This window comes from Roseomonas acroporae, from assembly GCF_023223525.1.
GTDB lineage: Bacteria > Pseudomonadota > Alphaproteobacteria > Acetobacterales > Acetobacteraceae > Roseomonas_E > Roseomonas_E acroporae.
Genome location: NZ_JALPRX010000113.1, coordinates 1 through 25,143, shown reverse-complemented (window position 1 = coordinate 25,143; position 25,143 = coordinate 1). Strand labels below are relative to the sequence as shown.

At 71.6% G+C, this 25,143-nt stretch carries 28 protein-coding genes and 2 pseudogenes; 5 read left to right on the top strand and 25 right to left on the bottom strand.

The genetic code is table 11. The features are described 5' to 3' along the window. Positions 1–264: 264 nt before the first annotated feature. The 7 genes from M0638_RS23150 to M0638_RS23120 form a co-directional block, all read right to left on the bottom strand. The gene (locus M0638_RS23150) at positions 265–684 is read right to left on the bottom strand and encodes a hypothetical protein (protein WP_248669330.1); all 420 of its coding nucleotides are present in this window, start codon (positions 682–684) and stop codon (positions 265–267) included. Beyond that, a complete protein-coding gene (locus M0638_RS23145; RefSeq protein WP_248669329.1) occupies positions 684–1,037 on the bottom strand; it encodes a DUF6950 family protein in 354 nt (117 codons plus the stop codon). Before M0638_RS23145 ends, M0638_RS23150 begins: the two co-directional genes overlap by 1 nt. Next, on the bottom strand, positions 1,037–1,612 hold the full coding sequence (locus M0638_RS23140) for a hypothetical protein (RefSeq protein WP_248669328.1): 576 nt from the start codon (positions 1,610–1,612) through the stop codon (positions 1,037–1,039). The genes M0638_RS23145 and M0638_RS23140 overlap by 1 nt, the downstream gene beginning before the upstream one ends. After that, positions 1,613–2,299, bottom strand: coding sequence for a hypothetical protein (locus M0638_RS23135; protein WP_248669327.1), 687 nt, complete (start codon positions 2,297–2,299; stop codon positions 1,613–1,615). 5 nt (positions 2,300–2,304) lie between these two features. Continuing rightward, positions 2,305–4,143, bottom strand: coding sequence for a tape measure protein (locus M0638_RS23130; RefSeq protein WP_248669326.1), 1,839 nt, complete (start codon positions 4,141–4,143; stop codon positions 2,305–2,307). Between the two features lies 1 nt (position 4,144). Further along, positions 4,145–4,435: a hypothetical protein gene (locus M0638_RS23125; protein ID WP_248669325.1), complete on the bottom strand. Its 291-nt coding sequence runs from the start codon at positions 4,433–4,435 to the stop codon at positions 4,145–4,147. A gap of 320 nt (positions 4,436–4,755) precedes the next feature. Continuing rightward, on the bottom strand, positions 4,756–5,133 hold the full coding sequence (locus M0638_RS23120) for a hypothetical protein (RefSeq protein WP_248669324.1): 378 nt from the start codon (positions 5,131–5,133) through the stop codon (positions 4,756–4,758). A 136-nt stretch (positions 5,134–5,269) separates the two neighbouring features. Between M0638_RS23120 and M0638_RS23115 the strand changes: the two genes are divergently transcribed. Continuing rightward, a complete protein-coding gene (locus M0638_RS23115) occupies positions 5,270–6,151 on the top strand; it encodes a hypothetical protein (RefSeq protein WP_248669323.1) in 882 nt (293 codons plus the stop codon). 42 nt (positions 6,152–6,193) lie between these two features. Here M0638_RS23115 and M0638_RS23110 read toward each other — a convergent pair whose 3' ends face one another. The 14 genes and pseudogenes from M0638_RS23110 to M0638_RS23045 form a co-directional block, all read right to left on the bottom strand. Further along, positions 6,194–7,147, bottom strand: coding sequence for a phage tail tube protein (locus M0638_RS23110; protein WP_248669322.1), 954 nt, complete (start codon positions 7,145–7,147; stop codon positions 6,194–6,196). Positions 7,148–7,162: 15 nt separating this feature from the next. After that, a complete protein-coding gene (locus tag M0638_RS23105) occupies positions 7,163–7,609 on the bottom strand; it encodes a hypothetical protein (RefSeq protein WP_248669321.1) in 447 nt (148 codons plus the stop codon). Beyond that, positions 7,606–8,127: pseudogene (locus tag M0638_RS23100) on the bottom strand (DUF6441 family protein); the annotation flags it as partial. The pseudogene M0638_RS23100 and the gene M0638_RS23105, both read right to left, overlap by 4 nt. Before the next feature lie 12 nt (positions 8,128–8,139). Next, the gene (locus M0638_RS23095) at positions 8,140–8,325 is read right to left on the bottom strand and encodes a hypothetical protein (protein ID WP_248669319.1); all 186 of its coding nucleotides are present in this window, start codon (positions 8,323–8,325) and stop codon (positions 8,140–8,142) included. A 3-nt stretch (positions 8,326–8,328) separates the two neighbouring features. Then, complete coding sequence (locus M0638_RS23090) at positions 8,329–8,628, bottom strand: hypothetical protein (protein ID WP_149539358.1); 300 nt, start codon at positions 8,626–8,628, stop codon at positions 8,329–8,331. A gap of 9 nt (positions 8,629–8,637) precedes the next feature. Continuing rightward, positions 8,638–8,946 carry a head-tail joining protein gene (locus tag M0638_RS23085; protein ID WP_248669318.1) on the bottom strand — a complete coding sequence of 103 codons (309 nt, stop codon included), beginning with the start codon at positions 8,944–8,946 and terminating at the stop codon, positions 8,638–8,640. Further along, on the bottom strand, positions 8,943–9,584 hold the full coding sequence (locus M0638_RS23080) for a structural protein (RefSeq protein ID WP_248669317.1): 642 nt from the start codon (positions 9,582–9,584) through the stop codon (positions 8,943–8,945). The genes M0638_RS23085 and M0638_RS23080 overlap by 4 nt, the downstream gene beginning before the upstream one ends. Next, positions 9,581–9,928, bottom strand: coding sequence for a DUF2190 family protein (locus tag M0638_RS23075; RefSeq protein ID WP_248669316.1), 348 nt, complete (start codon positions 9,926–9,928; stop codon positions 9,581–9,583). The genes M0638_RS23080 and M0638_RS23075 overlap by 4 nt, the downstream gene beginning before the upstream one ends. Positions 9,929–10,007: 79 nt before the next feature. Next, positions 10,008–12,065 (bottom strand): prohead protease/major capsid protein fusion protein, encoded by a 2,058-nt coding sequence (locus M0638_RS23070; protein ID WP_248669315.1) that lies wholly within the window; start codon positions 12,063–12,065, stop codon positions 10,008–10,010. A 25-nt stretch (positions 12,066–12,090) separates the two neighbouring features. Continuing rightward, on the bottom strand, positions 12,091–13,551 hold the full coding sequence (locus M0638_RS23065; protein ID WP_248669314.1) for a ubiquitin-activating E1 FCCH domain-containing protein: 1,461 nt from the start codon (positions 13,549–13,551) through the stop codon (positions 12,091–12,093). Positions 13,552–13,580: 29 nt separating this feature from the next. Further along, positions 13,581–15,071 (bottom strand): phage portal protein, encoded by a 1,491-nt coding sequence (locus M0638_RS23060; protein ID WP_248669313.1) that lies wholly within the window; start codon positions 15,069–15,071, stop codon positions 13,581–13,583. Next, positions 15,068–15,301 carry a phage head-tail joining protein gene (locus tag M0638_RS23055; RefSeq protein WP_248669312.1) on the bottom strand — a complete coding sequence of 78 codons (234 nt, stop codon included), beginning with the start codon at positions 15,299–15,301 and terminating at the stop codon, positions 15,068–15,070. The genes M0638_RS23060 and M0638_RS23055 overlap by 4 nt, the downstream gene beginning before the upstream one ends. Before the next feature lie 13 nt (positions 15,302–15,314). Continuing rightward, a pseudogene (locus tag M0638_RS23050) lies at positions 15,315–17,201 on the bottom strand (phage terminase large subunit family protein). Positions 17,202–17,278: 77 nt separating this feature from the next. Further along, a complete protein-coding gene (locus tag M0638_RS23045; protein ID WP_248669311.1) occupies positions 17,279–17,854 on the bottom strand; it encodes an elements of external origin in 576 nt (191 codons plus the stop codon). Positions 17,855–17,966: 112 nt separating this feature from the next. Between M0638_RS23045 and M0638_RS23040 the strand changes: the two genes are divergently transcribed. From M0638_RS23040 to M0638_RS23030, 3 genes are all read left to right on the top strand, one after another. Beyond that, positions 17,967–18,191: a hypothetical protein gene (locus M0638_RS23040; protein ID WP_248669310.1), complete on the top strand. Its 225-nt coding sequence runs from the start codon at positions 17,967–17,969 to the stop codon at positions 18,189–18,191. A gap of 95 nt (positions 18,192–18,286) precedes the next feature. Then, positions 18,287–19,087 carry a DUF3489 domain-containing protein gene (locus M0638_RS23035; RefSeq protein ID WP_248669309.1) on the top strand — a complete coding sequence of 267 codons (801 nt, stop codon included), beginning with the start codon at positions 18,287–18,289 and terminating at the stop codon, positions 19,085–19,087. 121 nt (positions 19,088–19,208) lie between these two features. Further along, positions 19,209–19,346, top strand: a complete 138-nt coding sequence (locus tag M0638_RS23030) for a hypothetical protein (protein WP_248669308.1) — start codon at positions 19,209–19,211, stop codon at positions 19,344–19,346. Between the two features lie 11 nt (positions 19,347–19,357). On the opposite strand, the gene M0638_RS23025 is transcribed toward M0638_RS23030, so the two are convergent. Both M0638_RS23025 and M0638_RS23020 read right to left on the bottom strand, forming a co-directional pair. Continuing rightward, positions 19,358–20,626: a site-specific DNA-methyltransferase gene (locus M0638_RS23025; RefSeq protein ID WP_248669307.1), complete on the bottom strand. Its 1,269-nt coding sequence runs from the start codon at positions 20,624–20,626 to the stop codon at positions 19,358–19,360. Next, complete coding sequence (locus M0638_RS23020; RefSeq protein WP_248669306.1) at positions 20,616–22,073, bottom strand: site-specific DNA-methyltransferase; 1,458 nt, start codon at positions 22,071–22,073, stop codon at positions 20,616–20,618. The genes M0638_RS23025 and M0638_RS23020 overlap by 11 nt, the downstream gene beginning before the upstream one ends. A 417-nt stretch (positions 22,074–22,490) precedes the next feature. On the opposite strand from M0638_RS23020, the gene M0638_RS23015 reads away from it, so the two are divergent. Next, positions 22,491–23,648 carry a hypothetical protein gene (locus M0638_RS23015; protein ID WP_248669305.1) on the top strand — a complete coding sequence of 386 codons (1,158 nt, stop codon included), beginning with the start codon at positions 22,491–22,493 and terminating at the stop codon, positions 23,646–23,648. Positions 23,649–23,654: 6 nt separating this feature from the next. On the opposite strand, the gene M0638_RS23010 is transcribed toward M0638_RS23015, so the two are convergent. Further along, complete coding sequence (locus tag M0638_RS23010; RefSeq protein WP_248669304.1) at positions 23,655–24,209, bottom strand: hypothetical protein; 555 nt, start codon at positions 24,207–24,209, stop codon at positions 23,655–23,657. A gap of 213 nt (positions 24,210–24,422) precedes the next feature. Then, a complete protein-coding gene (locus M0638_RS23005) occupies positions 24,423–24,968 on the bottom strand; it encodes a crossover junction endodeoxyribonuclease RuvC (RefSeq protein WP_248669303.1) in 546 nt (181 codons plus the stop codon). Between the last annotated feature and the right edge of the window lie 175 nt (positions 24,969–25,143).

Here is a 25,143-nt window from a genome sequence, read left to right as displayed (position 1 = left end):
CATGACGCTCTGATCTCACCCCTCCACTCCTCGGGGGGAAGTCCAATCAGCGCCGCCAGCCGCACCAGTTCGTGCCGTCCGTCGATCATGTCGACCAGCCGCGGCCGTAGCAGGTCGGGCTGTTCCGGCGGGCGCGGGCGGTGCTTCATGCCCTCCAGAATCGCAGGGTTTCCCGCCGAAAACAATCCGACCCTGCAAATCCACAATGCCGAATTCGGCAAATCTTCCAGCCAGATCAGTACTCTACGAGTTGTTCAGGGCCGACTACTTCGGGTCGGTCGCCAGCGTGTCGCCGAGCCAGACCTCGCCGATGGCCCGCACCTGGTGCGCGGCCAAGACCACCACGGCGTAGAAGTAGCCATCCGCCCGGCCCTGATCGTCGGTGGCCGAGTGCAGGAAGACGATCGGCCCGGAGACCTTGCAGCGGCCGAAGACGATCTGGTGCTCGGTGATCGGCTGGCGGAAGGACTGGGTGCGGCCCGCCCCGGGCGCGCTGGCATCGAAGCCGGTGGTCGCCGGGGTGGTGGGGGCGCTCGGCTTCTTGGCTGGGAAGATGGCGCCGCCGACCGCGGTGACGACCAGGGCGGCACCGGCGCCGACCAGGGCGCCGACGATGCCGCCGCCGACCACGGCCGAGGCGATGCCCGAGGCCACGACGGCGACGAGGGGGATGGCGGCGGGCATCAGCCGATCCTCCAGGCGGTGGTGCAGGCGGTGAGCGGGGTGCGGATCAGGCCGCGCGGGCCGACGAAGGCAGCGTGACCGCCATCCACCACCACGCCGAGGCGCGGCGGGTCGCCGGCGAGCACCACGTCGCCGGGTCGGGCAAAGGTGGGCGGGAGGCGGGGAAAGCCGGCGCTGTCGGCGGTGGCTTCGAGGTCGGGCCGGATGCGGATCCGCGGCGTGGTGCCGGTGACCGCCTCCACCGCGGCCAGAGCGAAGCGGCCGCAGTTCCAGCGATGGGCGTCGAACGGGCGCCCCTCGGCCGCGGCCAGCAGCGCTGCCAGCCGGGCCGGCCAATCGGGGCGGCGCAGCATCAGTTGCTCGGCAGGCGGATCTCCGCCTCCTGCAGGGCGGGGACGAACTCGAAGAAGCGGTCGCCCGGGTACTCGGCCTGCTGGTCGGCATCGGTGTAGCGGCGCACCTCGGCGCGCTCGAGGTCGACCAGGCGGCTCTCGCAGGTAAGCGAGACCCGCGGCTCCGCCCCGTCCACCACCTCCATGGTGTCCATCAGCCCCGCCCAGAGCGGGAACGGGTCGGCGACGAACGCCCCCTGGTCGTCCAGCAGCGCCCCCCAGAGCCGGGCCGGGCGGAGGCGGAAGCTGCGCTCGGCAAGGGCGATGTCGACCACCTCCTGCGGCACCGGCGAGAGCACCAGGGTCAGGCGCACGGCACGGAGCTCGACCGTCTCCTCCACCTCGCCCATGGCGCCGATCGAGCCCACCCCCTCGAAGACCATGCCGGCCCAATGCAGCGGACCGAGCCCGGTCCAGGCGCGGAAGGGGCCAGAGGCGAAGTCGAGGTCGACCAGCACCACCGGCGCGGCGGTCTTGGCGGTGGCGGCCGCGGCCGCCTGCGGGTGCAGGCGCGGCGTGGCGGTGATGCCGTCCATCTACAGGGCTTCCTCGAGGCGGAGGGAGATGCTGGTGAAGCGGTCCGGCCGGGTCGGATTGGCCGCCTCGTCATCCGAGACCAGCCGCATGGCGACGGTCGGCCGGCTGAGGACCAGCGGCTCGGCCAGGGTGGCCGCGGCGCGCAGCGGCGGGGCGATCGGGATGCTGGCGGTGCCGGCCCCGGAGGCGGTCACCGCCTCGGTCGCCATGTAGAGCCGGCCACCGAGGCCGAGGTAGTCGCCCGCCCCGACCGCCACCATGCCGGGCCACCAGCCCGCGGTCTGGATCGCCAGAGCCCCACGCGGCGCGACAGCCGCAAGCGCCGGCGTGCCGGAGCCGACCACCAGCCCGGTGCCGTCGGTGAAGAGCGTGGCGTCGGAAAAGGAGTACGGCCCGGAAGGCACCTGGCCCTGGCTGCGGGGATCGCCGGTGCGGTACTCGCGCCGCCAGTCCCAGATCCGTACCGTGTTCAGCGAGCCGGCCAGCGCCGCGAGCAGGCCCTCCAGCAGCCCGGCGCGGGCCGGGCTGAGCGGGTCGAAGCTCGCCTCCGCCACCCAGCGCGCGCCCTCGCGCCGCATCACCTGCGTCGCGCGGGTGACCGGCGAGACGAAGCGGGTGGTATTGTGCTGCAGGTAGAAGCTGAGCCGCGAGGGCCGCAGCGCCTCCGGCCAGGCATACTCGACCATCGCCGCTACCTCCGCACCGTCTCGTAGGCCACCCCGCCGCGACGGATGGCGTCCAGCGTCATGGCCGAGGCTTGGCGGGCGATCTGCCCGGCCAACAGCCGCAGCCGGGCCTCGACGCCGGCATCCGCCCCGCGCGCGTCGATGCTGATCGTCTGCTGGATGGTGGTGCCGCCCGGCGCCAGGCCGTTCGGCAGCACGGTGCCTGGGCTGCTCGGGACGAACCACTCGGGCCCGCGCTCGCCGACGATGTAAGGCTGCCCGGCCGCGACCGGGCCGCCCTCGGCGCGGAACAGGCCACCGATCCAGGAGCCGACCGAGTTGAACAGGCCATTGAGCGAGAAACCCGACAGCGCCGAGGAGACCGCGTTGCCGAGCGGCTCGGTGATGGTCTTGCGGGCGATGATGCGGGTGATGTCCTGCAGCAGGCCCTGCAGCACCTTGGACAGCTTGTCGCCTTTCACGATGGCGTCCTCGAAGGCGCTGGCGAAGGTCAGGCCGAGCTCGCGCACCGTCTCGTTGGTCCGCTCGGCGCCCTCCTGGACACGCTTCTCGGCCTTCTCCAGCTCCTCCATGGCGCGCTCGGCCTCGCGCTGGATGGTGGCGTCCGGCACCGGCCGGCCAGCGCGTTCCGCCCGCTCGACCAGGTCGGAGAGGCGCTCCATCCGGCGCTGGTAGCGCTCGTAGGCGGTCTCGTTGTCCTGGATCAGCCGCTCGCGCTCGCGCAGCAGGTCGTTGAGCTCGCGCTCCGCCTCGCGCACCTGGCGGGCGGCCTCGGCTTGGGCCCGGCGGTTGGACTCGACCCGTGGCTCCAGCCGGCGCAGCGCCTCGTCGCGCTCGCGGAGCGCCAGGGTCTCCAGCCGGGTGCGGTCGGCGGTGGTCAGCGCGCCGGCAGCCTCGGCCTCACGCAGCCGTTTGAGCCGATCCTGGTACTCCTGCTGGATCTTGAAGCGGTCATCCAGCTGCTTGCGCAGCTCCTCGACGTCCTGCGCCGCCCGGGTGCGGCGGGCCTCGGCCACGCGCTGGGCTGCGGTCTCCTGCTCCTGGCGCTGCCGCTCGCCGGCGGCCTGTTCCTGCTGGGCGATCTCCGCCTGGATCTCGCGGTACTGCTCGCGCAGCTCGGCCAGCCGGCGCTGCCGGTCCTCCTCGGTCAGCCTTGGGCGGAGGGTGCCGTTGTTGCGGGTGGTGTCGATCCCGGCATCGAGGGTGGCGATCTGCCGGGCGATGGCCTCGGCCTGCTTGCGCAAATCGGCCAGCCGCTCGCCCTCGGTCAGCAGCCCGGCGCCGCGGCGGACGCCGTCCAGGGTGCGGGCAGCGCCGGAAAGGGCGCGGGCCAGGGCGTTGGAGAGGCCGATGGCACGATCGAGCTGGCCGAGGAAGCCGTCGGCGGCCACCTGCAGCTGGCCGAAGGCGCGGCTGAGGGAGAGCGGCGCCTTGTCGAGCTCGGCGCCGACCCGCTCGGTGGCGCGCAGCAGCGCCGGGAAGACCCGGTCGGCGGTAAGCTTGCCCTCTGAGCCGAGCTTGCGGAGCTCGCCGATGGAGACACCGAGCTCTCGGGCCAGGGCCTCGGCCAGCAGTGGCATGGCCTCCAGCACCGAGCGCAGCTCGTCGCCCTGCAGCACGCCCGAGGCCAGTGCCTGGGCCAGCTGCAGGGTGGCACTGCTGATCTCCTGGGTGGAGGCGCCGGAGACAATGGCGACCTGCTGCAGGCCGCCGACCAGCTGCGCGACCTGATCGGAGGTGGCGCCGATCTCGCGGGCGGCCACGGAGAACCGCTGGAAGGCGTCGACGCTCTCCTTGACGGCGACGCCGGTCTGCAGCGCATCGCGGTACAGCCGCTCGTACACCTCACCGGCCCGCTCGACCGAGCCGACCGCATTCTGCAGCCGCGCCAGGCTTCCCGGTCAGCTGGTCGTCGGCCTGCACCAGGACGCGCACCCCGGCGGCGAGGCCGGCGATCTGCACCCCACGGACCGCGGCATCGAGCAGGTCCAGCGCGCGGGAGGCGCGCTCGGTGCCGTCCTTGATCCGCTCGAGCGAGCGCTGGCCGGCCTCGCCGACCTCGCGCAGCTCCTGCTTGGTCTGCTGGGCACCGTCGACCGAGAGGCGGACCGAGACGCGCCGGGTGGCGTCGGCCATGGGCTACCCTCCCTCCGGGTGCGGCGCCGCCTGGGCGCGGCCCTCGGCCATGCCGGTGCGGATGGCCAGCAGCAGTTCCGCCGCGGCTCAGCCAGCGGCGCCGAGGTCGCGTGCCGCATGCAGGGCGGCGGCCATGTCCAGGGTCAGGCCGGACATGGTCGCCTCGGCGCAGGCGGTGCCGGCCGCCCAGCAGGCAGCGCCCTCGATGCTGACCGGGGCATGCGCAGCGTAGGGGCAGGCCTCGGCGCAGGCGCGGCCGAGGGCGGTGCAGCCGCGGCAGTACTCGGGCCCGCGGCCGAAATGCCAGGCGGCGCGGGCCCTCAGCCGTTTCCCTCGGCAGCCACCGCCGCCACCGGCCGCGTCGCCTGATCCCAGAAGGCTGCGGCGATGTCATCGAGGTCCATCAGCCGCTCGACCGCCTCGGGTGACAGAGGCAGCGGCTTGCCCTCGCTGTCGCCGATGCCGTCCCAAGCGGTGACCGCGTGCCGGGCCAGCGCCTTGACCAGGAAGGCGAAGGCGAGACCCCGCGCCATGTCGGGGTCGATGTCATCACTAGCGGCACGGACCACTCCGAGCCGGCGCGAGGCTGCAGCCTGCGCTGCTGCCATGACGGCTGTCGTGACGGGTCGGATCTCGACGCGCACGCCGCGCGGCAGGTCGAGCCAATAGGGCTCGCTGGGAAGGTCAAGGGTCAGCATCGAAGTCCCTGAGCTGCTTTGGGTGTGGGCCTCACTCACCTGCAGAAGGTGGGAGGCGCTGAAGGGCCGAGGCGGAAAGTGACACTGAGCGCCGTTGTGCCATCATTACGAACGACACAGCATTCGGAACCGCACGATGTCGTATACCGTGGAGCAACTGTGCTCGGATGGCTTGAAACCGGCCTTTGGATATCTGCTGCCCGTCGTCGCCGGGAATACAACGATCACCTATGGTCAGATCGCGGATGCTCTGCGGAGAGACTTGGAGATCGAGGGGAAGGTTTTTCCCACACACATCGGAGCAGTTGTCGGCACCTTGATGGAGCGGATCCATAAGGCTGAGCCGGATGCGCCACTCATCAACGTTCTTGTCGTCAACCAGCAGACCGGCCAGCCCGGCGTCGGGGCGGACGGATTCCTCCGCGAATGGTTTGCTCTAGACAGCAAGCCGCTCCAGCCAAAGCGCAAAGGCGAACTTGTCGCCAAGGCAGCGCGCCAGGTCTATGCGTATCCCAAGTGGTCGCAGGTGTTCCGCAAGGTTTTTGGCACAGCGGCGCCCACTGCAGATCCGACAACACTGATTGATGGCACGGAGCAGGACGGCGTGCCGCCGACTCCCTTGGGGAAGCGCCACGGTGGGCCAGCGGAAAGCAAGGAGCACAAGGCTCTCAAGAAATATGTGCTCGAGCATCCTGCCAAGGTGGGAGCGCCGTCGAAACTAGACAGGGCCATGGACGAGCTCCTGTTGCTGTCAGGCGATGAGGTCGACGTCTTCTTCGAGAAGGGACAGCGGGTCGATCTCGTCGAGGTGAAGTCGATCCGTTCTTCCGAGCCTGACTTGATCCGAGGTGTGTACCAGTGCGTGAAGTATCGCGCCGTGTTCAAAGCGCAGCGGTTCGGAACGACACCCGACATGCACGTGGTGACAACTCTGGTGGTAGAGACGGAACCTGCGGCGTATATCCTTGATCTTGCAAAGCTGCATGGCGTGCGAGTGAAGATCGTTCGGGTGAACTAGCGAGGGAAATCCGGAAGCTCACGTGACCTGGTTCAGCCGGCGTCATGCATACTCTGTCGCGGTCTGCTGGTTCTTCAGCGCGATTGTCATCATCGTCGTGGCGGTCGCGTTGTAGGCGGCGCGGAAGTCGAACGCCGCCTCGATGCCGCCCGGGCCCTCGATGGGCGTCTTGGCCAGCGCCAGGTAGACCTCGTGCAGGGTGAAGGTGAGGCTGCGGTTGGCATCGATGGTGTAGGCGAACGCGAAGTCGGCCGAGCTGCCGTTCTGCGCCTGGGTCAGCAGCGTGGTGTCGGCGAAGCGCACCGTGACCTGGCCGGTGGCGCGGCAGATGCCGGGATCGGCACCTTCGATCTTCCGATCCGCCCGGATGGTGCGCACCGTCTCGACCGAGTTGGTGAAGCTGAGCTTCGCCCCGGTCACCTGCGCCAGCGCCGAGCCACTGCGGTTAATCGAGCCCTGGGCCTTGTTGAAAGCAGTGTAGGCGGCGCTGGTTGGGGTGCCTCCGGAACTCGTGCCGGAGCGGGTCGAGCCCTGGCCGATCAGCCCGAAGCTGGCGGTGGCCGGACCGGAGGGCGAGAAGTCGATCTCCAGCGTGTCGGCGCGCACGCCGGTGATCAGGTCGTAGCTCGGCACATCCGGGTAGCCGAGCTCGATGCTGTTCGAGGGCAGTGAGGCGCCGCCGGACTTGAAGGTGTGGGTGTAGTTCGTCGTGCCGGTGGTGGTCGGCGCCCCGAGCAGCAGCCGCAACCAGTGGCCGATGTTGATCAGATCCACCGGGACGACCGCGGAGCCTGACACCGTCACCGTGTCGAGGAAGGGCGCGGCGGCGTCGCGGGTGCCACCAAGGCCGATCACGTCGGCGTCCAGCAATGGCTGCTCGGCGCCGAGGTCGCAGGAGAGGAACGGCAGCCGGCGGAAGTTGCCGGTGGGCGCGGTGCCGTAGGTGCTCTCGGGCAGCATGAGCAGGCGCGTGTTGGCGCCGATGGCGCGGGCCATGGTGGGGTATCTCCGTCAGGACAGCGGCGAGCCCGCCGCGGTGAACCAGAGGGTCACGGGGACCAAGGCGGCGCGAGCCGCGGCGGCGCCTTCGACCTCCACGTCCTCGAAGCCGGGGCTGCCGGGCTGCGCCCAGTCGACGGCGCCGCCGAGGGTGCGGTCGGCGGCGATCACGGCGGCAATGTCAACGAGCAGCGCGTCCAGCAGGGCGGCGCGGGCGGCGGGCGTGGCACCGGCCACGGTCACCTCGACCTCGGCCCGGTGCTCGACCGCCCAGGCCAGGGGCGAGAGGAGCGGCGTCTCCTCTGCCGTCTCGCCGTCGCGCAGCACCAACAGACCACCCGATGGCACGCGCTGCGGCACGGTCTCGTTGCGCAGGACCAGCGGCGCCGGGGCGCGGGCAGCGAGGCCGGCCTGCAGCCGGGCGTGCAGCGCTGCGATGGCGGTCTCGCGCTGGCTCATGGAATCCTACCCGCTTCGGCTTCCCAGAGCGCGACAAAGCGCCGCGGCACCCGGGCGCCGGCGCGCACGGCCGCACCCTTCACGTCGAGGCGCTTGGTGAGCTGGACCTGGGTCAGCAGCAGGAACATCGGCACCATCCCCTGCTCCAGCAGGCCGCGGGCCCAGGCTTCGCGGCCCTTGCGGTTGGCGGTACCGACCTCGGCCAGCCCGCCGGCGATCAACCGGGTGCGGCGGCGTCGTCCCGTCTGCTCGCCCTGGCGCAGGGGGAGGCACCAGACGAAGCCGCGGCCGGAGCGGAAGGGCCGGAGGAAGCCCTGGCCGGAGGCGACCATCTGCGCCGGCGTCACCCGCAGGCCCTTGTCGCCCCGGCCGCGCCAACCGCGGGCGGCGTTGAAGCCGGTCGGGATGGCGAGGAAGCGGCCGCCCTTGGCCTGGATCAGAGCGCCGCGTTCGAAGGCGTCGATGACGTTCGGCACCTTGGTCCAGACCAGGCCGGCGGCACGGAGGCTCACCCCGGAGCGGGGGAAGACCTAGCTGCGCCAGGCATTGGCAATGCCGCGCGCCTTACCGCCAAAGGCCGCGACCACCTGGCCGCGCAGCTCGCGCTTCAGCACGTCGGTCTCAGTGCGCACGGCCCCTTTGGCCGCCCGCTCGCCGGCGCGGACCTCAGTCGCCAGGGCCTGCCGGAGGTCGCCGATGGCCGCTGTTAGGCGCATTGGCTACGGCCCGCCCAGGCGGCGGTTCAGGACCCGCAGCAGTAGGTCGTGCAGAGCGGCATAGCCAAGGGTGCCGGCGAGCCAGGGCACCGCGAACAGCCACCAGCCCTCGAGCTCGACGGCGCGGGCGATCAGCCAGGCCCCGGTGCCGAGGCTGCCACCCGCCAGGGCGTGCAGCAGGAAGCCGCCGGTGAGCAGCGGTCGGTCGGCCGCGGCGAGCCGGGCCATGGTGCCGAGCGCCCCGAGGCCGGCGGCGAGCAGGGCCTCATTGAGGATCGCGCCGAGGCGCTCGGGGTCGGGCATGGCTCTCTCCTACCGCTGGCAGAGGACGCGCCAGGCGATGCCGGCGGCGTCGCGCTCGGCGTGCTGCACGGTCAGCACCTCGCCCCCGAGCGCGAAGGTGTCGCCCGACACGATCGCGGGCAGCACAGCCACCGCCACGGTGAGGACGTCGGTCGCCTGCACCAGGGTGGTGCCGAAGGCATCGGCAAGCCGATCCGGGCTGGAGCGGAGGACCCGCAGCACCACCTCCGGGCCGGTGCCGCCGGCGCGGAAGGTGGCGTCGCTGCCGAGGTTCGGGTCCGCGGCCAGGACGTCCAGGGCCGCGGCGAATGCGGTCACGCCGGCCGGCCCAGCCGCCAAGCCAGCACCCCCGCCACGGCGGCGAGGACGACGGCGATGGCGACCATCGGGGCGAGGTCGCCCAGCGCCTGGATGGCCGGGGCGGCCTGCGCCAGGGCGGTGGCGATACCGGCAGCTCCGACCAGCACCGCCCCGCGGCCGGTGTCGGTCGCGGCGGCCACCTGCGCCAGCGTCCGGGGTGCAGCCGGTGGCACGCCCGCCAGGGTCAGCGCCCGGTCCAGCACCGCGGCCGAATAGGCCAGCCCGGCGCATTCATGGGCGACGATGGCCTCCACCAGCGGCCGCAGGTGGTCGTGCCGGTGCAGGTCGAGCGGGTCGTCCGGCCCGACACCCATGCGGCGGGCCACCGCGGCGAGGTAGGCGACGGTGTCGTTCTCCGCCGGCGGCGCCCAGCGCGCGATGATGTCACGCAGCGTCCGCAGCCCGTGCCGGTCCTGGTAGGTGATGAGCAGCACCGCCAGGGCGCGCAGGCCGTACTCGTGGCCCACGAAGCGGCAGAAGCGCCCGTCCGAGGCCGGCTCGGCCAGGCCCTGCCATCTGTTGGTGGCGACGTGCTCGATGTTGCCCGGGTTGCGGTTGCGGTAGCCGCGCGTTGTCTTCGGATTCACGGCGGTCATGCGCCGCTCGCCGGCACGCGCAGCAGCACCACGCGAACCGTCGCGTCGGCGGCGAGCGCCGCCGCTGTGGCGAGGCCGACCTGGAAGTTGCCGGTGGCCGTCGTGGTGATGCGGCGGTTGGTGTTGTCCCAGAACACCCGGGCGCCGGCGGTGATGGCCAGCGAGGGCTCCTTGGTGAGGTCGAACACCCCCTTGGTCTGCACCTCGATGGTGGCATTCTGGGCACCGTCCACCGCGGCGACGCCGAACAGGGCGCCGACCAGGACGCCCTGGCCGGCGGTGACGCCGCCCGAATAGGGGACAGAGACGGCCAGGCTGTCGCCCGGCTGCACGTAGTTGCGCATGGCGAAGAAGGCTCCGGAAACGCAGAAGCCGCCCCGGAGGGCGGCCTCTGCATCGGTTCACGAGGGATGTGGCAGGCGATCAGGTGCCGGGGTTGAACCAGGCGCCGCGCCAGTCGATGGCGCCGACGCCGAAGTCGAAGATCACGCTGACCTCGACGCCATCAACGCCGGAGACGGGCCCGGTGGTGACCTGCGGTCCCTCGGCGCCGTTCAGGTAGCCATAGACGTAGACCGGCGCGCTGACCGGATCCGAGAACAGGTACCAGCGGTTCGCCTGGATCAGCGGCTCGACCAGGGGCTGCACGAAGACGGCGAAGATGTTGACGTTCGAGGTCTGGCTCGCCCCAACGGACACGGTCAGCTGCCGCGCCGCGAGCTCCTGGTTCGGCCCGACCAGCAGGCGCATGGAGGAGCCGACCGCGATCGGCAGGCCGTCCAGGGTCTTCTGCTTCATGATCGCAGCGCGGCCGGCTGCCGGGTTCGGCAGGTCGAGCACGGTGCCGGCCGAGGCCTTGTTGGCCCGCGCCGCGCCGGTGGCGAAGACGGCCGTATTGCCGGTCGTCAGCGTCGGGCCATCGCCATTGGTGCTGTTCAGCAGGCCGTAGGCGGTGGCGTTCTCGAAGTCGGCGACCCGCCGCCCGATCATGGCCGCGAAGTCGGTGAAGGCGCCGAGATCGTCGTTCACCAGCATCGGCCGGGTGACCCGGATCCGGCGGGCGAAGGTCTGCAGCAGGACGATCTCCTGGCTCTCGGACATCGTCCCGGCCTGGATCTCGCCGTTCTCGAGCAGCGGCAGCAGGGTGGGGAAGTCGCCGACGCGCAGGTGCCGGTGCGGCTTGAAGTCGCGGAAGTCGCGCCGGAGGAAGATCTGCCGGTAGCTAGGCGCCGCTGGCGCATAGGCCGCGAGCAGCATCTTGTTGGCCGCGGCCGAGAGCAGCAGCGGGAAGTCCGAGGTGGTGTGGAAGGCGCGCTCGGCCAGCAGGGTCGGGTTGCGCGGCACGTTGCGCTCGCCCCGGGCCCGGAGCAGCTCGCCGACCATGTCGGAGGGCCGCCAACCCAGGAACTCGGCATGGCGGCCACTTCCCTGCGGCTGGTAGCCGGGCATGGAGCGGGCGGCGAGCGCCTCGGCCATGGCATCGATCAGCACAGCCGGGTCGTCATTGGCCGGGCCGGTCTCGGGCCGGGCGGGGATCGAGGGGCGCGGCGTGCCGCGAGTGAAGGCGTCCCACAGCCGGCCGCGCAGCACTTCGGGGGCGATGCGGTCGCGGATGGCGGTCTGGCGCAGGCCATCGAGCAGGTCCTCGGCCAGCAGGCCACGCGCCCCGGCCAGCACCGTGTCGTAGGCGGCGAGGCGCTCGATGGCGGCGCGCTCGGCCTCGGCGCGCACGGCATCCAGGTCCGCGGCAGGCGGCGCCGCGCGGATCGGCTCGGGCGCAGGCGTGGTGGTCACGGCGGGCTCTTGGGGCGAAGTGGCGGGCGGCGCCGAAGGGGCGGCAGCCGGCTCAACCGGCATCGTCTCGGGCATGCGGGGCTCCTCGTTGGGCAGGGGTGGTTCGTAGGCGGTGGCGGGAGTGCGCTGGTCTCCCTCGCCCCGCACAGCAGCGGCCGGGTCGATCGGGACCGGCACGACGGAAATCTCGAAGGGCTCCCAATCCACCGCGCGATGGACGGTGCCGCCCGCGACGGGGTCGGGCACCGGCTCGTAGCGGTGCACCCGGTAGCCGACGCTGACCGCCCGCAACGTGCCATCGACCACCCGCTGCCAGACCGGCTCGACATCGGCCGCAGTGCTGAACTGCAGCGTGGCGTAGCCGCGCCCGCCCTCAAGGCGGGCGGCCACCACCCGGCCGAGCACGTCGCGGGCATCGCCGCGGCGGTGGGTATTCAGCACCGGAGCGCGGCCGGAGCGCAGCCCGGCCATGCGCACCGCCTCCGGGCGCATGTCGAGCTCCTCGGTGATGGCGCCCAGCCCGACCACATGATTCCGGGCCCGCGCGCCGGTGGACCAGACCACCTCGACGGTGCGGGCCGCCCGGTCGACGGTCGCCGGCGCGGCCAGGGCACGCTGCGCCACGATCGGCACAGCAGGGGCGTCCGGCGCGAGGTCTCCCCCGCCCGGCTCGGTGCTCTCGCTCATGTCTGGTTTGTCCTGGTGCGGCGCCTCAGGGCGCGCTGAAGCCCTGGGCGTTAACGTAGACCTGCGCGCCGGTGGTCAGGCAGGCGACGTTCAGGGCGGTGGCCGCGCTGCCCTTGAGCGGCGTCGGGAAGGTGATCTCGACCGGCGCGGCCATCGCCGCCGGCAGCAGCTGCCGCCAGATCACCGTGGCGCCGTCCTTGATCACCACCTCGGTCGCCACCGTGGCGTGGGCGTTCCGCAGGTCGATGGCGGTGACGTAGTTGCGGATGCCGGCCGCAGCGGCGGCTTTGATGGCGACGTCGGTGGTGTTGGTGATCCCGCCCGCGGCTGCGGCGTACTGCCAGTCCGCCTCCGGGATGGCGTAGGGCTTGGTCACCAGCGCGCCGATCAGGGTGGCCAGCAGGTCGACGCCGCGGCCGGTCGTCACGGCCGAGGGGTTCGCCGAATAGCCGGTCGCAGCCAGCACCGGCAACGCGCCGCTGGTATTGCGGGCCTGGCCGCCCACCGCCGTCACGCTCGGGGCGACGGTGCTGAGCACATTGACCCCGAGCCCCTGGCCGGCGACGGACTGGCCGCGGCCGGCGGTAATCTCGGTGGTGAGCTCGGCATAGTCGGCGATGGTGACGAACTGCACCTTCACGTCGGTGCTGGAGCCCGGGGCCAGGTTGCGCGAGACCGAGGCCCAGCCGGTGTTGATGTAGGCGCCGGAGAAGCTGGAGCCGACCAGGTCGAAGGTGTTGGCGTCGATTACCGTGATGCTGAAGGTGCCGTTCGCCCCCGGTACGCCGGAGACATCGGAAACCGTCACCGAATCCCCGGTGGTGAAGCCGTGCGCGGCGCGGGTGATCCGCGCCAGGCCGGAGCCGTTGTTGGCCACCGCCGAGATGCCGTTGACGTACTGCCGGTTCCGCACCCGGATCCGGAAGCGGTAGGCGGCATTCGGCTCCGGGATCTGCTGGTGGCGCACGTAGGAGTTCGAGCGCGCGGCGGTGTTATCGATCAGCCGGCCGTGGAACCAGCACTCGTCATTGGTTGGCTCGAGCTCCAGCACCGACCAGCCCGCGGGCGCAGTGGTCGGGATGGTGGAGGCCGAGGCGCTGGCCAGCCGCGGCGCCCCCTCGCTCCCCACCTCGTAGTTGGCCAGGGTCGGGCTGGTGCCGTCGAGCCGCCAGGCCGCGGCATTGCGCCCGTCCGGCACGCCGGTGATGGGGTCGACGCTGACCAGCTCCAGCCAGACCGACTGGCCGGCGATGCGCTGGCTCAGGTTCAGCGCCACCATCACCCGCAGCGGGATGGTGAAGCTCTGCCGGGTGGTGAGGGTCAGCTCGTCATCGAGCCCCGTGCCGGTAGAGACGGTGAGCGTGCCGTCGGCGACGGTGGCGGTCATGCCGGAGCCGGTGGCCGCCACCTCCCAGCGGGCCGGGTTGACCTCCGTGCCGTTGAAGCTGTCGCGGAACTTCTTCTGCATGCTCTTGATCTTGAGCATGTCGTCCGCCCAGTCGTAGGCGCCCGCGGTTATGGCTGTGCTCCTGGTGCTGGGGCGGCCGGCTCGGGCCGCGGTGGGGCCGCGGCGCCGGTGGCGGCGATCTCGATGGCGGCCAGCTGCGCCGCGTCCTGGGCACTGCCCGACTTGGCGACCCGGCGCGGGTCGGTGTCGAGGGCGAGGCCGGCATCGTCCAGCAGGGCATTGGCCGCGCGGATCAGCTCGACCGCCTGGCGGAAGTCGTAGCCGAAGGCGCCCACCGCCTCGGGCTGCGGCACGAAGCCGGCCCGCACCTGGGCGATCAGGGCGGTGGTGTCCTTCAACGGGTCGATCATCTCGTGCGCCGGCGGCACGTGGCTGACCTCAGCCGGCATGTCCGGTCCCCACAGCCCGAGCAGGGCGCCCTGCGCATGGAACCGCTCGGCGATGGGCCGCACCAGCATCGGGATCAGCATGCCGTACTGCACCTGCTCGCAGAGCCGGCGGAACTCGATCTTGCCGGCCCGCAGCGAGGAGTAGTTCGCCTGGGTCAGGTCGCCCGAGACCTGGTCGTAGGTCAGCCCGGCGCCGACCGCGGCCGCCTCGAGCGCGCGGCGGGCGAAGGCGGCGTAACTGCCGCCCCCGGAGGGGTTCACCACCTCCACGCTGCCCATCCCCCGCCGGTAGAGGATCATGCCGGGCTCGAAGCTCTCGACCGCCCGGCCCTCGGCGTCGCGGAGCAGGCCGGCGGCGGCGCCGGTCAGGGCTTCCTCGCCCTCCTCCGAGACCACCGCGGCGAGGCAGGCCTCGATCTTGGCCTTCATCAGCAGGGCGGCCTCGTAGTCGCCGAGGTCGCGCAGCCGGGTCAGCACCGGCGCTAGCCAGGAGACGTCGCGCAGCTGGCCGGGCCGGCGCTTGCGGTAGACGTGCAGCACGTCGCTGGCCGGCACCGGCTCGCTGTCCAGCCGGCCGCCGGAGGGCAGCAGCCAGGAGGCGCCGGGATGCACGCGGTACAGCCAGTAGGCCACCGGCTCGCCGGCCTCGCCGAGGGCGATGCCCTGCAGCGTGGGCAGACCCTCGACCATGCCGTTCCGTGCCGTGTCGAGATGGTCGCTCTCCAGCACCTGCAGCCGGAGGCCGACCGGGTTGGCCGGGGTGATCTCGACGGGTAGCAGGCGGACGAAGCATTCGCCGCTCTCGACCACCGCCCGCATCACCAGGGCCTGCAGGCCGGCGAGGTCGAGCCGGCCCTCGGCGTCGCAGCCGGTACCCTCCGACCAGCGGCGCCAGGCCTCGGCATGCGCCCGGTCCGGCCAGCGGGTGGTGATGCCGGCGCCCACCGCATTGCCGGTCCATAGGTCGACGATGCGGGCGGCATAGGGGGCGTTGCGGACCGCGTCACGGGCGCGGCGGGCAACGGTAGCCGCGGCCGCGCCAACCTCGGCATTGGCGCTGCCACCCGAGGGCGCCCAGGCCGAGGCGCGGCTGTCCTGCGCTGCCGCATAGCCGCGGATCACGGTGAGGATGCGATGGAACAGGTTCAAGCCGTCCCCCGCGAGAAGCTGGCCAGCGTTGCGGACGGGCGGCGCGCCTCCGCCATCTCCGCCCCGCGCAGGACGGCCAGCGCGCGGCCGAGCTCGTCGAGGCTGCGGTACTCCACGGTGCGGCCGTCGAAGGTCACCCGCGTGGTACCGCCGGTATAGGCAGCGGCCAGGGCCGCTGCGCGGCTGCCAGTTGGCTGCGCCAGCGCCCAGGCGAGCACGTTCGGGTCCATGCGCGTCCTCCTGTCAGCTAAGCCAGCCACTGCGCGGAGCGAGCCAGCCGCGCGGGCGCATCGGCTCCGGCGGTTCGGCTGACGTGGCTGGCGCAGCCGCCGCAGCAGCTGGTTCCACCGCCGGCAGAGACAGGGCGTCGGCCATCCGCGCCCAGCGGTCCTCGCCCCAGCCGTCCATGCCGAGCGCCGCCGCGGCGGCGCGGGCGTAGACCTGGCAGTCCAGCGCCTCGTTCCGCTCGCGCGTCTTGACCCATTCGAGCCGGCGAAAGCCGTTGCGGCCGGCGCGGGCGACCAGCTGCTCGGCGGTGAGCTGGCGACAGAACTCCTCGCCCGCGGCGTGGATCGGCAGGTGGACATAGCCGGGCGGAAACGGGTCGCCGCTCTCCGCCGTCGGCCGCTCCAGCTTCAGCCAGCCATAGGTCTCGCCCTTGAGGAAGGACGAGCCCACCGGCCAGAGCTTCAGACCCCCGAGCTTGCGGCCGTTGCGGCGGACCTCCGTGGCCGCGGGCTGGCCGACCGCGGCGCGCAGCCCGTCCTGACCCTTCACCGCAATGGCACGCCCCGCGCCGGCGCGGCGGACGAAGGCATAGACCTCGGCGGTGGTCATGCCGTCGCCGCTGTCGATGGCCGTCATGGCGAGGCCGAGGCGGTGGCCGGAGGCGTGGCGCCAAGTCTCGCCCAGCAGGCCGCGCAACTCCTCCCACACGGCCGCCTCGAAGGGATTACCCACCAGGATGCGGTGCTCGATCAGCCATGACTGCCGATCCTGCCCCCAGGCCCAAATGCTGGCCTCGAGGCGATCGCGCTGGACGTCGACGCCCGCCGTCAACAGCAGCCCGCCCTTGGCGACCGTGCCGCGCTCCCATTCCTCGCAGCGGTCGTAGAGGCGCTGCCAGTCCGGGGCCTCGCCACTCTCCTGCTAGGTCTCGCCGAGCACCGTGTTCTTGAAGGTCTTGATGGCGCGGTCGTCGCCCTGCGCCGCCTCCCAATCCCGCACCGCCTGCGACCAGGAGAACCAGCCGACCGGCGAGTAGAGCGCCGAGATGTGGAACCCGATGGCGTGCGGATCCGCCGCGATGGCGGTCGGGCGCCACTCGCCGCCGGCCAGCATCGCCGTCTTGTGCTGCTCGCCGATGGCACCGTCGCAGGCCTCGCAGAGGTAGCGGGCGCTGTCCGGCTCGCCCCTCTCCCAGACCAGCCGCTCGAAGCGCAGCCATTGCATCGCCCCACAGTGCGGGCAGGGCACGAAGTAGCGGCGCTGGTCGGAGGCGAGGTATTCCCGCTCGATCCGCGAGAGGCCGGCGATGGTGGGCGTCGAGACCAGCAGCGTTTTGCGGCGCCAGCCGAAGGTGCGCGCGCGGGCCTCCGCCAGCGCGACCGGGTCGCCTTCGCCCTCGACGTCGCCGGGATAGGCGTCGACCTCGTCCAGAAAAAGGAAGCGGGCCGACATGGAGCGCAGGCCGACCGCGCTGTTAGCGCCGGTCATTACCAGCTGACCGCCGGGGAACTCCTTGCTGAGCTGGCGATTGCCGCTGTCCCTGGAGCGCGCCGGGGCGACGCGCTGGCGGATGGCCGGCGTCTCCTCAACCAGCGGGTCGATGCGCTGATCCGAGAAGCGCTTGGCGAGTTCCGTGGTAGGCTGTACCGCCAGCATCGGGCCCGGCGCGTGGTGGATGACGTAGCCGATCCAGTTATTGCCGCACTCCGTACCGCCGACCTGCGCGCCCTTCATGAACACCACGCGCCGGGCGGGATGCATGGGCGACAGCGCGTCCATCACTTCCCGCAGATAGGGCGTGCGGCTGGTGCGCCAGGGGCCGGGCTCGGCGGAGCCGCGGCTGCCGAGCACGCGCTGCCGGTCGGCCCAGTCCGAGACCAGCAGGGCCGGCTCCGGCGCCATGCCGTCGCGCCAGGCCTGCAGGACCTCGGCTGCGCCATCGAACCCGCCGAGCTCGGCCAGGATGTTCGCGCCCGCCATCAGCCGATGCTCACCCGCACGTCATGGCGCTCCGCCAGGTGCTGACGGAGCCGGGCATCCATCAGGGTCTGCAGCCGATGCGCATCGACGCCGAGTTCGGCCGCCAGTTCGGCGGCAACGCGGGCCGGCCAGGCGAGGATGGCGTCGCGCTCCTCCTTGGCGAGCCGGTGCACCAGCATCAGCGCGCGCGCCTTGTCGACCAGCTGGCCGCGGCGCTCCTCGAGCCGCAGCTTGCGCTCCTGCGCCTTCAGCACCTCGTTGGCCGTGCGGGCATTGTGGAAGCTGCTGCCTCCGGGCAGCGGCTCCGGCGCGGGGGGCGCGACCATGGGCCGCGGTGGCGCTGCCGGGGAAGCTGGTGGCGCCGGGCCACGCGCGGCGATCGCCGCCGTCTTGCGTGTCGGATCGCTGCTCGCCGCCAAGCCAGCGCGCACCTTCTCGACATCCCAGCCGCCGCCCGGCTCGGGCGCGATGCGGCCGGCCTGCTGCGCCTTCTGCAAAGCCGTGTGGGAGAGCCCGAGCCGGCGCGCTACCTCGCGCTGCGAGGCGACCACCGTCGGGCCTTCGGCTGCGATCATGATGTGATCGAGAGCCCCTCAACATAGCAATTCCATGAGCCCCGGATGCGCTTGGCTCCGGCGCACCCCAGCGCGAATGGTCCGTCACGCGATGCGCAGGATGGAGAGCGGGATGACCAAGCGGCAAGCCAACCAGCAGAAGAGCCTGCAAGCCTTCCTAGCCAAGAAGGCCGAGTTTGATGCCCTGCTGGCCGACCTGCAGCAGATGAGTGCCGACCACTTCGGCGCCGATCCCGAGGACGTCCTCTGGGGCCAGGTCGGGAACCTGGAATTTTACACAGAGCAGATACGGCGGGTGACCGACGCCTACTTCAAGCGCGGCGAGTACGCCGAATAGGCGGCCTTCCCTCCGCACCGCCCCGACCGGCCATGCCGGCGGGGCTCGGGGTGGTAGCACCCGGATGGTCGGGTGCGTGACCGAGGACCCCGATCATGGCCCTGTCCGAGACCCAGCGCCGCATCCTCACCGCCGCCGCCCAGCACCCGCATGACCTGGCGGAGCCGCCCGAGAAGCTGCCCAGCGCCGCCTGCGCCGCAGTCGGGAAGGCGATGCTCAAGGCCGACCTGGTGATTGCGGTCCACCGCCCAGATTACGAGGCGCGGGCGCTCTGGGCAATCGACGGCGACAGCATGCTGCTGCGCATCACCGACGCGGGCCTGCGCGCCATTGGCCTGGATCCCGCCACCTGCGCCACGGGCGCCGACACGGCGGCGCCGGCGGGCGCGCCGCAGGCAGACCCCGCCCCGGCCGCCGAGGCCGCCCAGGTCGCGCACCTGGTGGAGGACCTGGCCCTCCTGGACGAGGCCCTGGCCACGCCACCGGCCCGCCGCGTCAGCCTGCGCGACACCGCGGCAGCAGTCCTCGCCGTCTGGGAGGACGAAGCCAACCGCGAAGCGGATATCATCGGTGCCCTCGACGGGCCGATGCAGGCGCTCCGCGCCGTGCTCGCCGGCAAGCCCGCCCGCGCCCCGCGCGAGCCCGGTGCGCCGAGGAAGCCGCGCGAGGGCACCAAGCAGCAGCAGGTGCTGGCGATGCTGCGCCGCCCGGAGGGCACCACCGTCGCCCAGATCGCCGAGGCGACCGGCTGGGCGCCTCACACGGTGCGCGGGTTCTTCGCCGGGCTGAAAAAGCGCCAGGGCATCGAGGTCAGCGTGCTGGAACGAGTGCGCCAGGTCGGCCCCAACAAGGAGGGGGCGAAGGGTTCCTACACCGTCTACCACATCGCGGAGTAATGAGCGGGACCAGGCTGCTGAACACGGCGCCTTGCCAGGCGTTTGTGAGCCACGACACAGCAGCCCGTCCAGCTTGCCCGGCAGGCTGGACGGGCCACACGCCCTTTTCCATGAGGATATCATGGGCCCGCTGATCACGACCAATCCGCTGCTTGGCATGTGGCTGGGCAGCACCCATGCTTGGATGCGCACGGTCCACTTCTGGAGCGGCGCCTGGATGCTCGAACCGCGCCGCGACCGCACTGACGCGCGCGGCTAAGGCAGCGCTCTTCACACCATCGCATCGCTGCTGCGAGCAGCGGCGATGTCGTCGAACACGCGGTCCTCGTCGGCCAGAACGGCCTGCCCGCCGGTGAAGCCATGCCAGCGCCGGATGATCACGTCACAGTAGCGCGGGTCGACCTCCATCGCCAGGCAATGCCGGCCGGTGGTCTCGGCCGCGATGACCGTGGTGCCCGAGCCAGCAAAGGGCTCGTAGATCGCCTCGCCTGTGGCGCTGTTGTTCAGGATCGGCCGGCGCATGCACTCGACTGGCTTCTGCGTGCCGTGCACCGTGGCCGCGTCCTCGTCGCCGCCGGTGGTGATAGCCCAGAGCGTTGCCTGGTCGCGGGCGCCCTGCCAATGGCCGGTGCCGCCCTTGCGGACCGCGTAGAGGCAGGGCTCGTGCTGCCAGTGGTAGTCGCCGCGGCCGAGCACGAAGCGGCTTTTGGCCCAGACGATCTGGCTGCGGACCGCGAAGCCGGTCGCCTCCAGGCTCTCGATCACCGTGCGGGCATGCACCGCGGCGTGCCAGACATAGGCGACCTCGCCCGGGAACAGCGCCCAGGCCGCGCGCCGGTCGGCGCGGTCATCGTTCGCTACCTTCCCGGTGCGCATGGTGGCCGAGACCCCGGCCGCGTTGCGCCAGGCCGGGTCGTAATCCACCCCGTAGGGCGGGTCCGTAATCATCAGGTGCGGCCTGGCGCCGTCCAGCAGGCGGGCCACATCCGTGGCCGAGGTGGCGTCGCCGCAGAGCAGTCGGTGCGGCCCCAGCAGCCAGAGGTCGCCCGGTCGGGTGACCGGGACCTCGGGCGGCTCCGGCGCGGGTGCGTCGGGATCCTCGGCGGGCGTGGCACCGATGTCCGGTGGCGCATCGGCCAGCAGCCGGTCGAGCGCCGCCTGATCGAAGCCGATCAGGCCGAGGTCGAACTCCTCGCTGCGCAGGGCGCGCAACTCGGCGGCGAGCAGGGCCTCGTCCCAGCCAGAGTTCAGCGCCAGCTGGTTGTCGGCGAGGCGGAAGGCCCGGGCCTGCGCCTCGGTCAGGTGCCCGAGCCGGATCGCCGGGACGGTATCGAGGCCCAGCGCCTTGGCGGCCAGGACACGGCCATGGCCGGCGACCAGCACACCAGCGTCGTCTACCAGCACCGGGACGTTGAAGCCGAACTCGGCGATCGAGGCGGCGAGTTGCGCCACCTGCGCCTCCGGGTGCGTGCAGGCATTCGCCGCATAGGGCGCGAGCGAGGCCACCGGCATCATCTCGACGCGGAGGTCAGGCAGCATCGGCGATGGCCTCCGCGCGTGCCGCAGCAACCGCGTCGTAATCGCGCCCGTTCTCCGCCAGGGTCACCGGCAGGTCCGGGTGCACCAGGCGCCAGCGGGCGACGGCCAGGTCGACATAGGCCGGCGCGAGTTCGATGGCCCGCACCCGGCGCCCGGTGCGCTGGCCGGCGAGGAACGTGGTGCCGGAGCCGGCGAAGGGCTCGAACACCGCCTCGCCCTCCTCCGTGTAGGCCCGCATCAGGAACTCGGGCAGCGCGACCGGAAAGACCGCCGGGTGCTCGGTCTCGATGCCGCGGCCCTTGTGGCGGGTGATGCGCAGTACGCTGTCCGGGATCCGGCTCTCCTGCACCGGCAGGCCGATATGGGTGTAGGCCTTCACCTCGCCGTCCGCGGCGCGCAGGCCGCTGCCCTTGTTCGGGGTGCCGGCCCATTTGCAGGGCACGATCTTGTTCGGCTGGCGCGGCTGGCGGCTGAGGTGGAACACCAGCTCGAAGGCTGGGGCGAGGCGGCCGTTCCAGTCCCCGAGCAGGCCGGGGCCCTGGTCCCAGGCGTAGAGCCCGAAGCGATGCCAGCCCTGGCTCCGCATCCAATCGAGCCAGCCGGACCAGTAGGGCTGCCATTCCCCGTCACGGTGGATCAGCCCGAGGTTCACCAGCGCCTGGCCGTCGTCCCGCAGTACTAGCGATAGATGCTGGAACACACCCCGCATCAGGGCATCCCAGTCGGAGACGCCGCCGGTGGTGTAGTCGCGCTGGTTGCCGTAGGGCGGGCTGGTGAAGAGCAGCGCCGCGCGGTCCTGGCCCATGACGCGGGCGACGGTGGCGGCGTCGGTGCTGTCGCCGCAGAGCAGCCGGTGCTCGCCGAGCAGCCACAGGTCACCGGGGCGGGTGACGGCCTGGCGCGGCAGCTCCGGCTCGGCATCGGCCGGGTCCTCCGCCTCTTCCCCATCGGCAACTGCCGGGCTGGCAAGTGCATTGCCACTGCCGTTGCCAGGTTCCGGCTCATTGGTGGTCGGAACCTCCATGCCGGCCAGCAGCCGATCGAGCTCGCCGGCATCGAAGCCGGTCAGCGCGAGGTCGATGCCGCCCATCTCCTGCAGCTTTGCCACCTCGGCGGCGAGCAGCGCCTCGTCCCAGCCGGCGTTCAGGGCGATGCGGTTGTCGGCGAGGCGATAAGCGGCCTTCTGCGCCTCGGTCAGACCGGCGCGGACGATGGTGGGCACCATCTCCAGGCCAAGCGACTTCGCCGCCAGCAGCCGGCCGTGGCCAGCGATGAGCTCGCCCCGCTCGTCCACCAGCACCGGCGCCACGAAGCCGAACTCGAGGATGGAGGCCGCGATCTGTGCTACCTGCTCGGGCGAATGCGTCCGCGCGTTCCCGGCATAGGGCAGCAGGGCGGCGACCGCGCGCGCCTCGACGGCGCTCGCAGACCAGGGGGCCTGGGGCATGCGGACCTGCTCATGAAGGGAATGGGTGCCACGCGAGGCGCGGCAACCGAGACGCTGGCAACCTGGTGAACGGGCCTGGCACTAGCGAAGTCGCGCGCTTCCGCCCCCCGCATACGCCGGGCCCAGGAAGGACCCTGCGGCTGGCGAGCCACTGTCTCGATCGAGCGACGCTGTGGCTGACCAGCGGCGGCGCTCACGCACCTTCTCTACGTGTCCTGAGTCTAACCTCATCGATTTCGGCGCCGCCACGGGGCGAATTGTAACAGCGCGGCCAGGGCGGCCCACATCACCCCGACCGCCGTCCGTCACGCCGCGTGCGACCGCTGGAGCCGTGAGCCAATCGGGAGGCTCCCATTGACCCCCTCTTGCTCACCTGCTCATTCTGCTGCCGAACAATAGAGCTTCGCCCGGCATCCGATGGTTCCCACCACCCACTTTGGCCGCTTCGCGCCCATCCTGCGAGACAGCGGTGCCGCTGCGGTTCGCCGCCCCGACACGCTGCTCGCAAGTCAGCCGCCCTACGAAATCTTCTACATCCCCTTTGAACATGTGAATCCGCGGGCTCGCCTGGTGATCGTCGGCATTACACCCGGCATGAACCAGCTAGAAATGGCCTACGCCGAGGCTCAGCGCCTGCTGCGCCTCGGGGCGAGCGAGGCGGCAATTCTGAAGTCGGTGAAGTCTATCGCCGCGTTCGGCGGCGACGCGATGCGGCCGAACCTCCTGCGCATGCTGCGGCACTTCGGCTTCGCCGCCATCCTGGGAATCGACGCCGAGGCGGACCTCTGGGGTACGGCGGCCGGTCTGCTGCACTCGACGTCTGTCGTCCCGAACGCGACCTTCAAGGGCGGCAAGATGTTCAGCGGCAGCTTCGAGGAAGTTCTTAAGGTGGATGCTCTCCGGGAGCAGTTCGAGGCAGACTTCGTCGGGTCGCTGGGCAGCTTGGGCCCGGAGGCGCTGTATGTTGCGCTGGGCAAGACGCCCTTCGACGCGCTCCTGCATTGCGTCGAGCTTGGCGCCATCGGGGAGCACCAGCTGCTCGGTGCACTCGCCCATCCCTCGCGGAGTGGCGGAAGTCAGGTGGCGGTCTATCTGGGCGAGAAGTCGCCAGACGATCTCGATCCCGCAGACCCCGTGCGAGGGCGCGTGGCATGGCTGCGTGACGCTTACGCCCGAATGCGGTCGGCCACGGACCGCTTGCGTGGACCAGGAGTGGCGGTCGCACTGCCACCCCCGAGATCGGCGCCGAGTCGGCCTACCACCTTGGTCAAGGCGCCGAGGCTGGAGGGGGCCACCTCGGCTGCACCGGCGGCACCGGCCCCATCAAACACCGACCTGCACTATGTCGTTAGCCGCGGTAAGGCGGCTGGCACGGTGCTTCGGCCGCACGTGCAGGATGGCCACTACATCGTCAGCCCGACGAGGTTCGAGGCCGACTACGTGCGCGTGCCGATCGGCGAGGCCCTCGAGCCCTATCTCAGGAAGGGGTTGAGCCTGCGAATGAGTGCGCCGGGCGTTGCTCCCAGCCTGATCTCGCCCGGCTCGATCCTTCGGAGAGATCGGTCGTCACACTAGGCGAGGTCACGCCGCCTTCGTTCGCGGGGTCAGCCCGAAGTGCATGGCTAGGGTGCCGAGCGTACCGACCAGGATGCCCTGGCCGACCGGACCATGCACCGTCCGTCCCGCCCAGCCCTGGCGCATTGCCCATTCCCGCACCGAAAACTCCAGACCGATGACGAGCCACGCGCAGGAGCCGCATGGACTATCGTGCCCTCCGAGCGCATCGACCGCCGCTGCGATGCGGCGTCGGGCGTCGACCTGCATCGTCGAGAGCGTGTCGACGCACGAGTCGTGGATGCGGAGGATCTGTGACGTCGACATGCTGTCGAAACAGGCGGCACGAAACATCCCACGGAAGATCTCACCGGCCTCGCGCATCTGCGGCGTGATCGTGCCATTTGTCAGCATCATGCCCAATGTGTCCACTGCCCGTCGATGCTGCACCGGGCTGCCGGTCTCCGGATCGGCCTCGCGGGTCGGTTCGGAGAAGCCCCCATGCTGCAGGCGCCACTTCGAGGGCTTCGACAGATCCTCCACGTTCGGCGTGGTGCGCTTCCCCTTGCACTTACCGGCCATGCTGCATCCCTCCAGGCCGGCGCCCCCAGCGCCGGTTCGCTTCGTTGGTGACGGCCTGGCGGAGCCAGGAATCGGCGATGTCGTCCACGGCCAGGGCGGCGATGCCATGCCGATGCCAGGCGGCGGCGCGCATGGCATCGAGCTCCACCGCGGAGGTCGGGCTGTGTGCCAGGTCCAGAGACGACCGAGGCGGACGCGGCGCACCGGCGAGCCTCATGCGCGGCCGCCCTGCGGATCGGTCGCCCAGAGCAGCAGGGCGATCGCGTCGGCCTCGTTGTCGTCGGCCGGCGCAAAGCCACGGCCTCTGACCGCCGCGATCATCGCCGCCTTGTCGGCATTCCCCTTGCCTGTGGCGAAGCGCTTGATCGTGCCGACTGGCACGCCCTGGTAGGGGATCTCGTGCTCCTCGCACCAGGCGGTCAGGGTGCCGAGGAAGCCGCCATAGACGTGGGCGGCATCGGTCCCGGCATGCCGCCGCACCTCCTCGAACACCACCCGCCGGATGCCATGCGCCCGCATCGCGACCTCGACCCGCCAGTCGGTGAAGCGGAGGTAGCGCATGCCGCCGCCTTCGAACCGGCCGGGGCGGAAGGTCTGTGTCCCGGAGAGGATGCTGCGGTCGCCCATGCGCAGGGCCCAGCCCACGGTCGTGCCGAGGTCGAGGGCAAAGACGGTGCTGCCGGTCTGCCGCAGCGGCGGATCGATGCCAGCCGGCGGGCTTGCGTCGGCGGCGGGCGAAGTGAGAGTCGGGGCTGCCAAGGTGGTTTCCGAGAGGGGATGGCTGTGGTGAGGGTGGCGACGGCGCGGTTCTTGGCGGAGCTTGCCGTCGCTGCCCGGCTGCCTGGTCAGGGGTCGGCAGGGGGCGGTCCGCGCGCCTGACCCCATCCCCCGAGGAGTGAGGCGCGCGCCAAACTGGCGCGCGCGCCCACCCCCG

What these genes read in the sequence shown, in the direction of transcription:
- M0638_RS23150 (WP_248669330.1), bottom strand. Translation starts at nt 684, where the DNA reads ATGCCCGCCGCCATCCCCCTCGTCGCCGTCGTGGCCTCGGGCATCGCC.
- M0638_RS23145 (WP_248669329.1), bottom strand. Translation starts at nt 1,037, where the DNA reads ATGCTGCGCCGCCCCGATTGGCCGGCCCGGCTGGCAGCGCTGCTGGCC.
- M0638_RS23140 (WP_248669328.1), bottom strand. Translation starts at nt 1,612, where the DNA reads ATGGACGGCATCACCGCCACGCCGCGCCTGCACCCGCAGGCGGCCGCG.
- M0638_RS23135 (WP_248669327.1), bottom strand. Translation starts at nt 2,299, where the DNA reads ATGGTCGAGTATGCCTGGCCGGAGGCGCTGCGGCCCTCGCGGCTCAGC.
- M0638_RS23125 (WP_248669325.1), bottom strand. Translation starts at nt 4,435, where the DNA reads ATGGCCGACGCCACCCGGCGCGTCTCGGTCCGCCTCTCGGTCGACGGT.
- M0638_RS23120 (WP_248669324.1), bottom strand. Translation starts at nt 5,133, where the DNA reads ATGCTGACCCTTGACCTTCCCAGCGAGCCCTATTGGCTCGACCTGCCG.
- M0638_RS23115 (WP_248669323.1), top strand. Translation starts at nt 5,270, where the DNA reads ATGTCGTATACCGTGGAGCAACTGTGCTCGGATGGCTTGAAACCGGCC.
- M0638_RS23110 (WP_248669322.1), bottom strand. Translation starts at nt 7,147, where the DNA reads ATGGCCCGCGCCATCGGCGCCAACACGCGCCTGCTCATGCTGCCCGAG.
- M0638_RS23105 (WP_248669321.1), bottom strand. Translation starts at nt 7,609, where the DNA reads ATGAGCCAGCGCGAGACCGCCATCGCAGCGCTGCACGCCCGGCTGCAG.
- M0638_RS23095 (WP_248669319.1), bottom strand. Translation starts at nt 8,325, where the DNA reads ATGCGCCTAACAGCGGCCATCGGCGACCTCCGGCAGGCCCTGGCGACT.
- M0638_RS23090 (WP_149539358.1), bottom strand. Translation starts at nt 8,628, where the DNA reads ATGCCCGACCCCGAGCGCCTCGGCGCGATCCTCAATGAGGCCCTGCTC.
- M0638_RS23080 (WP_248669317.1), bottom strand. Translation starts at nt 9,584, where the DNA reads ATGACCGCCGTGAATCCGAAGACAACGCGCGGCTACCGCAACCGCAAC.
- M0638_RS23075 (WP_248669316.1), bottom strand. Translation starts at nt 9,928, where the DNA reads ATGCGCAACTACGTGCAGCCGGGCGACAGCCTGGCCGTCTCTGTCCCC.
- M0638_RS23070 (WP_248669315.1), bottom strand. Translation starts at nt 12,065, where the DNA reads ATGAGCGAGAGCACCGAGCCGGGCGGGGGAGACCTCGCGCCGGACGCC.
- M0638_RS23065 (WP_248669314.1), bottom strand. Translation starts at nt 13,551, where the DNA reads ATGCTCAAGATCAAGAGCATGCAGAAGAAGTTCCGCGACAGCTTCAAC.
- M0638_RS23055 (WP_248669312.1), bottom strand. Translation starts at nt 15,301, where the DNA reads ATGGACCCGAACGTGCTCGCCTGGGCGCTGGCGCAGCCAACTGGCAGC.
- M0638_RS23045 (WP_248669311.1), bottom strand. Translation starts at nt 17,854, where the DNA reads ATGATCGCAGCCGAAGGCCCGACGGTGGTCGCCTCGCAGCGCGAGGTA.
- M0638_RS23040 (WP_248669310.1), top strand. Translation starts at nt 17,967, where the DNA reads ATGACCAAGCGGCAAGCCAACCAGCAGAAGAGCCTGCAAGCCTTCCTA.
- M0638_RS23035 (WP_248669309.1), top strand. Translation starts at nt 18,287, where the DNA reads ATGGCCCTGTCCGAGACCCAGCGCCGCATCCTCACCGCCGCCGCCCAG.
- M0638_RS23030 (WP_248669308.1), top strand. Translation starts at nt 19,209, where the DNA reads ATGGGCCCGCTGATCACGACCAATCCGCTGCTTGGCATGTGGCTGGGC.
- M0638_RS23025 (WP_248669307.1), bottom strand. Translation starts at nt 20,626, where the DNA reads ATGCTGCCTGACCTCCGCGTCGAGATGATGCCGGTGGCCTCGCTCGCG.
- M0638_RS23020 (WP_248669306.1), bottom strand. Translation starts at nt 22,073, where the DNA reads ATGCCCCAGGCCCCCTGGTCTGCGAGCGCCGTCGAGGCGCGCGCGGTC.
- M0638_RS23015 (WP_248669305.1), top strand. Translation starts at nt 22,491, where the DNA reads ATGGTTCCCACCACCCACTTTGGCCGCTTCGCGCCCATCCTGCGAGAC.
- M0638_RS23010 (WP_248669304.1), bottom strand. Translation starts at nt 24,209, where the DNA reads ATGGCCGGTAAGTGCAAGGGGAAGCGCACCACGCCGAACGTGGAGGAT.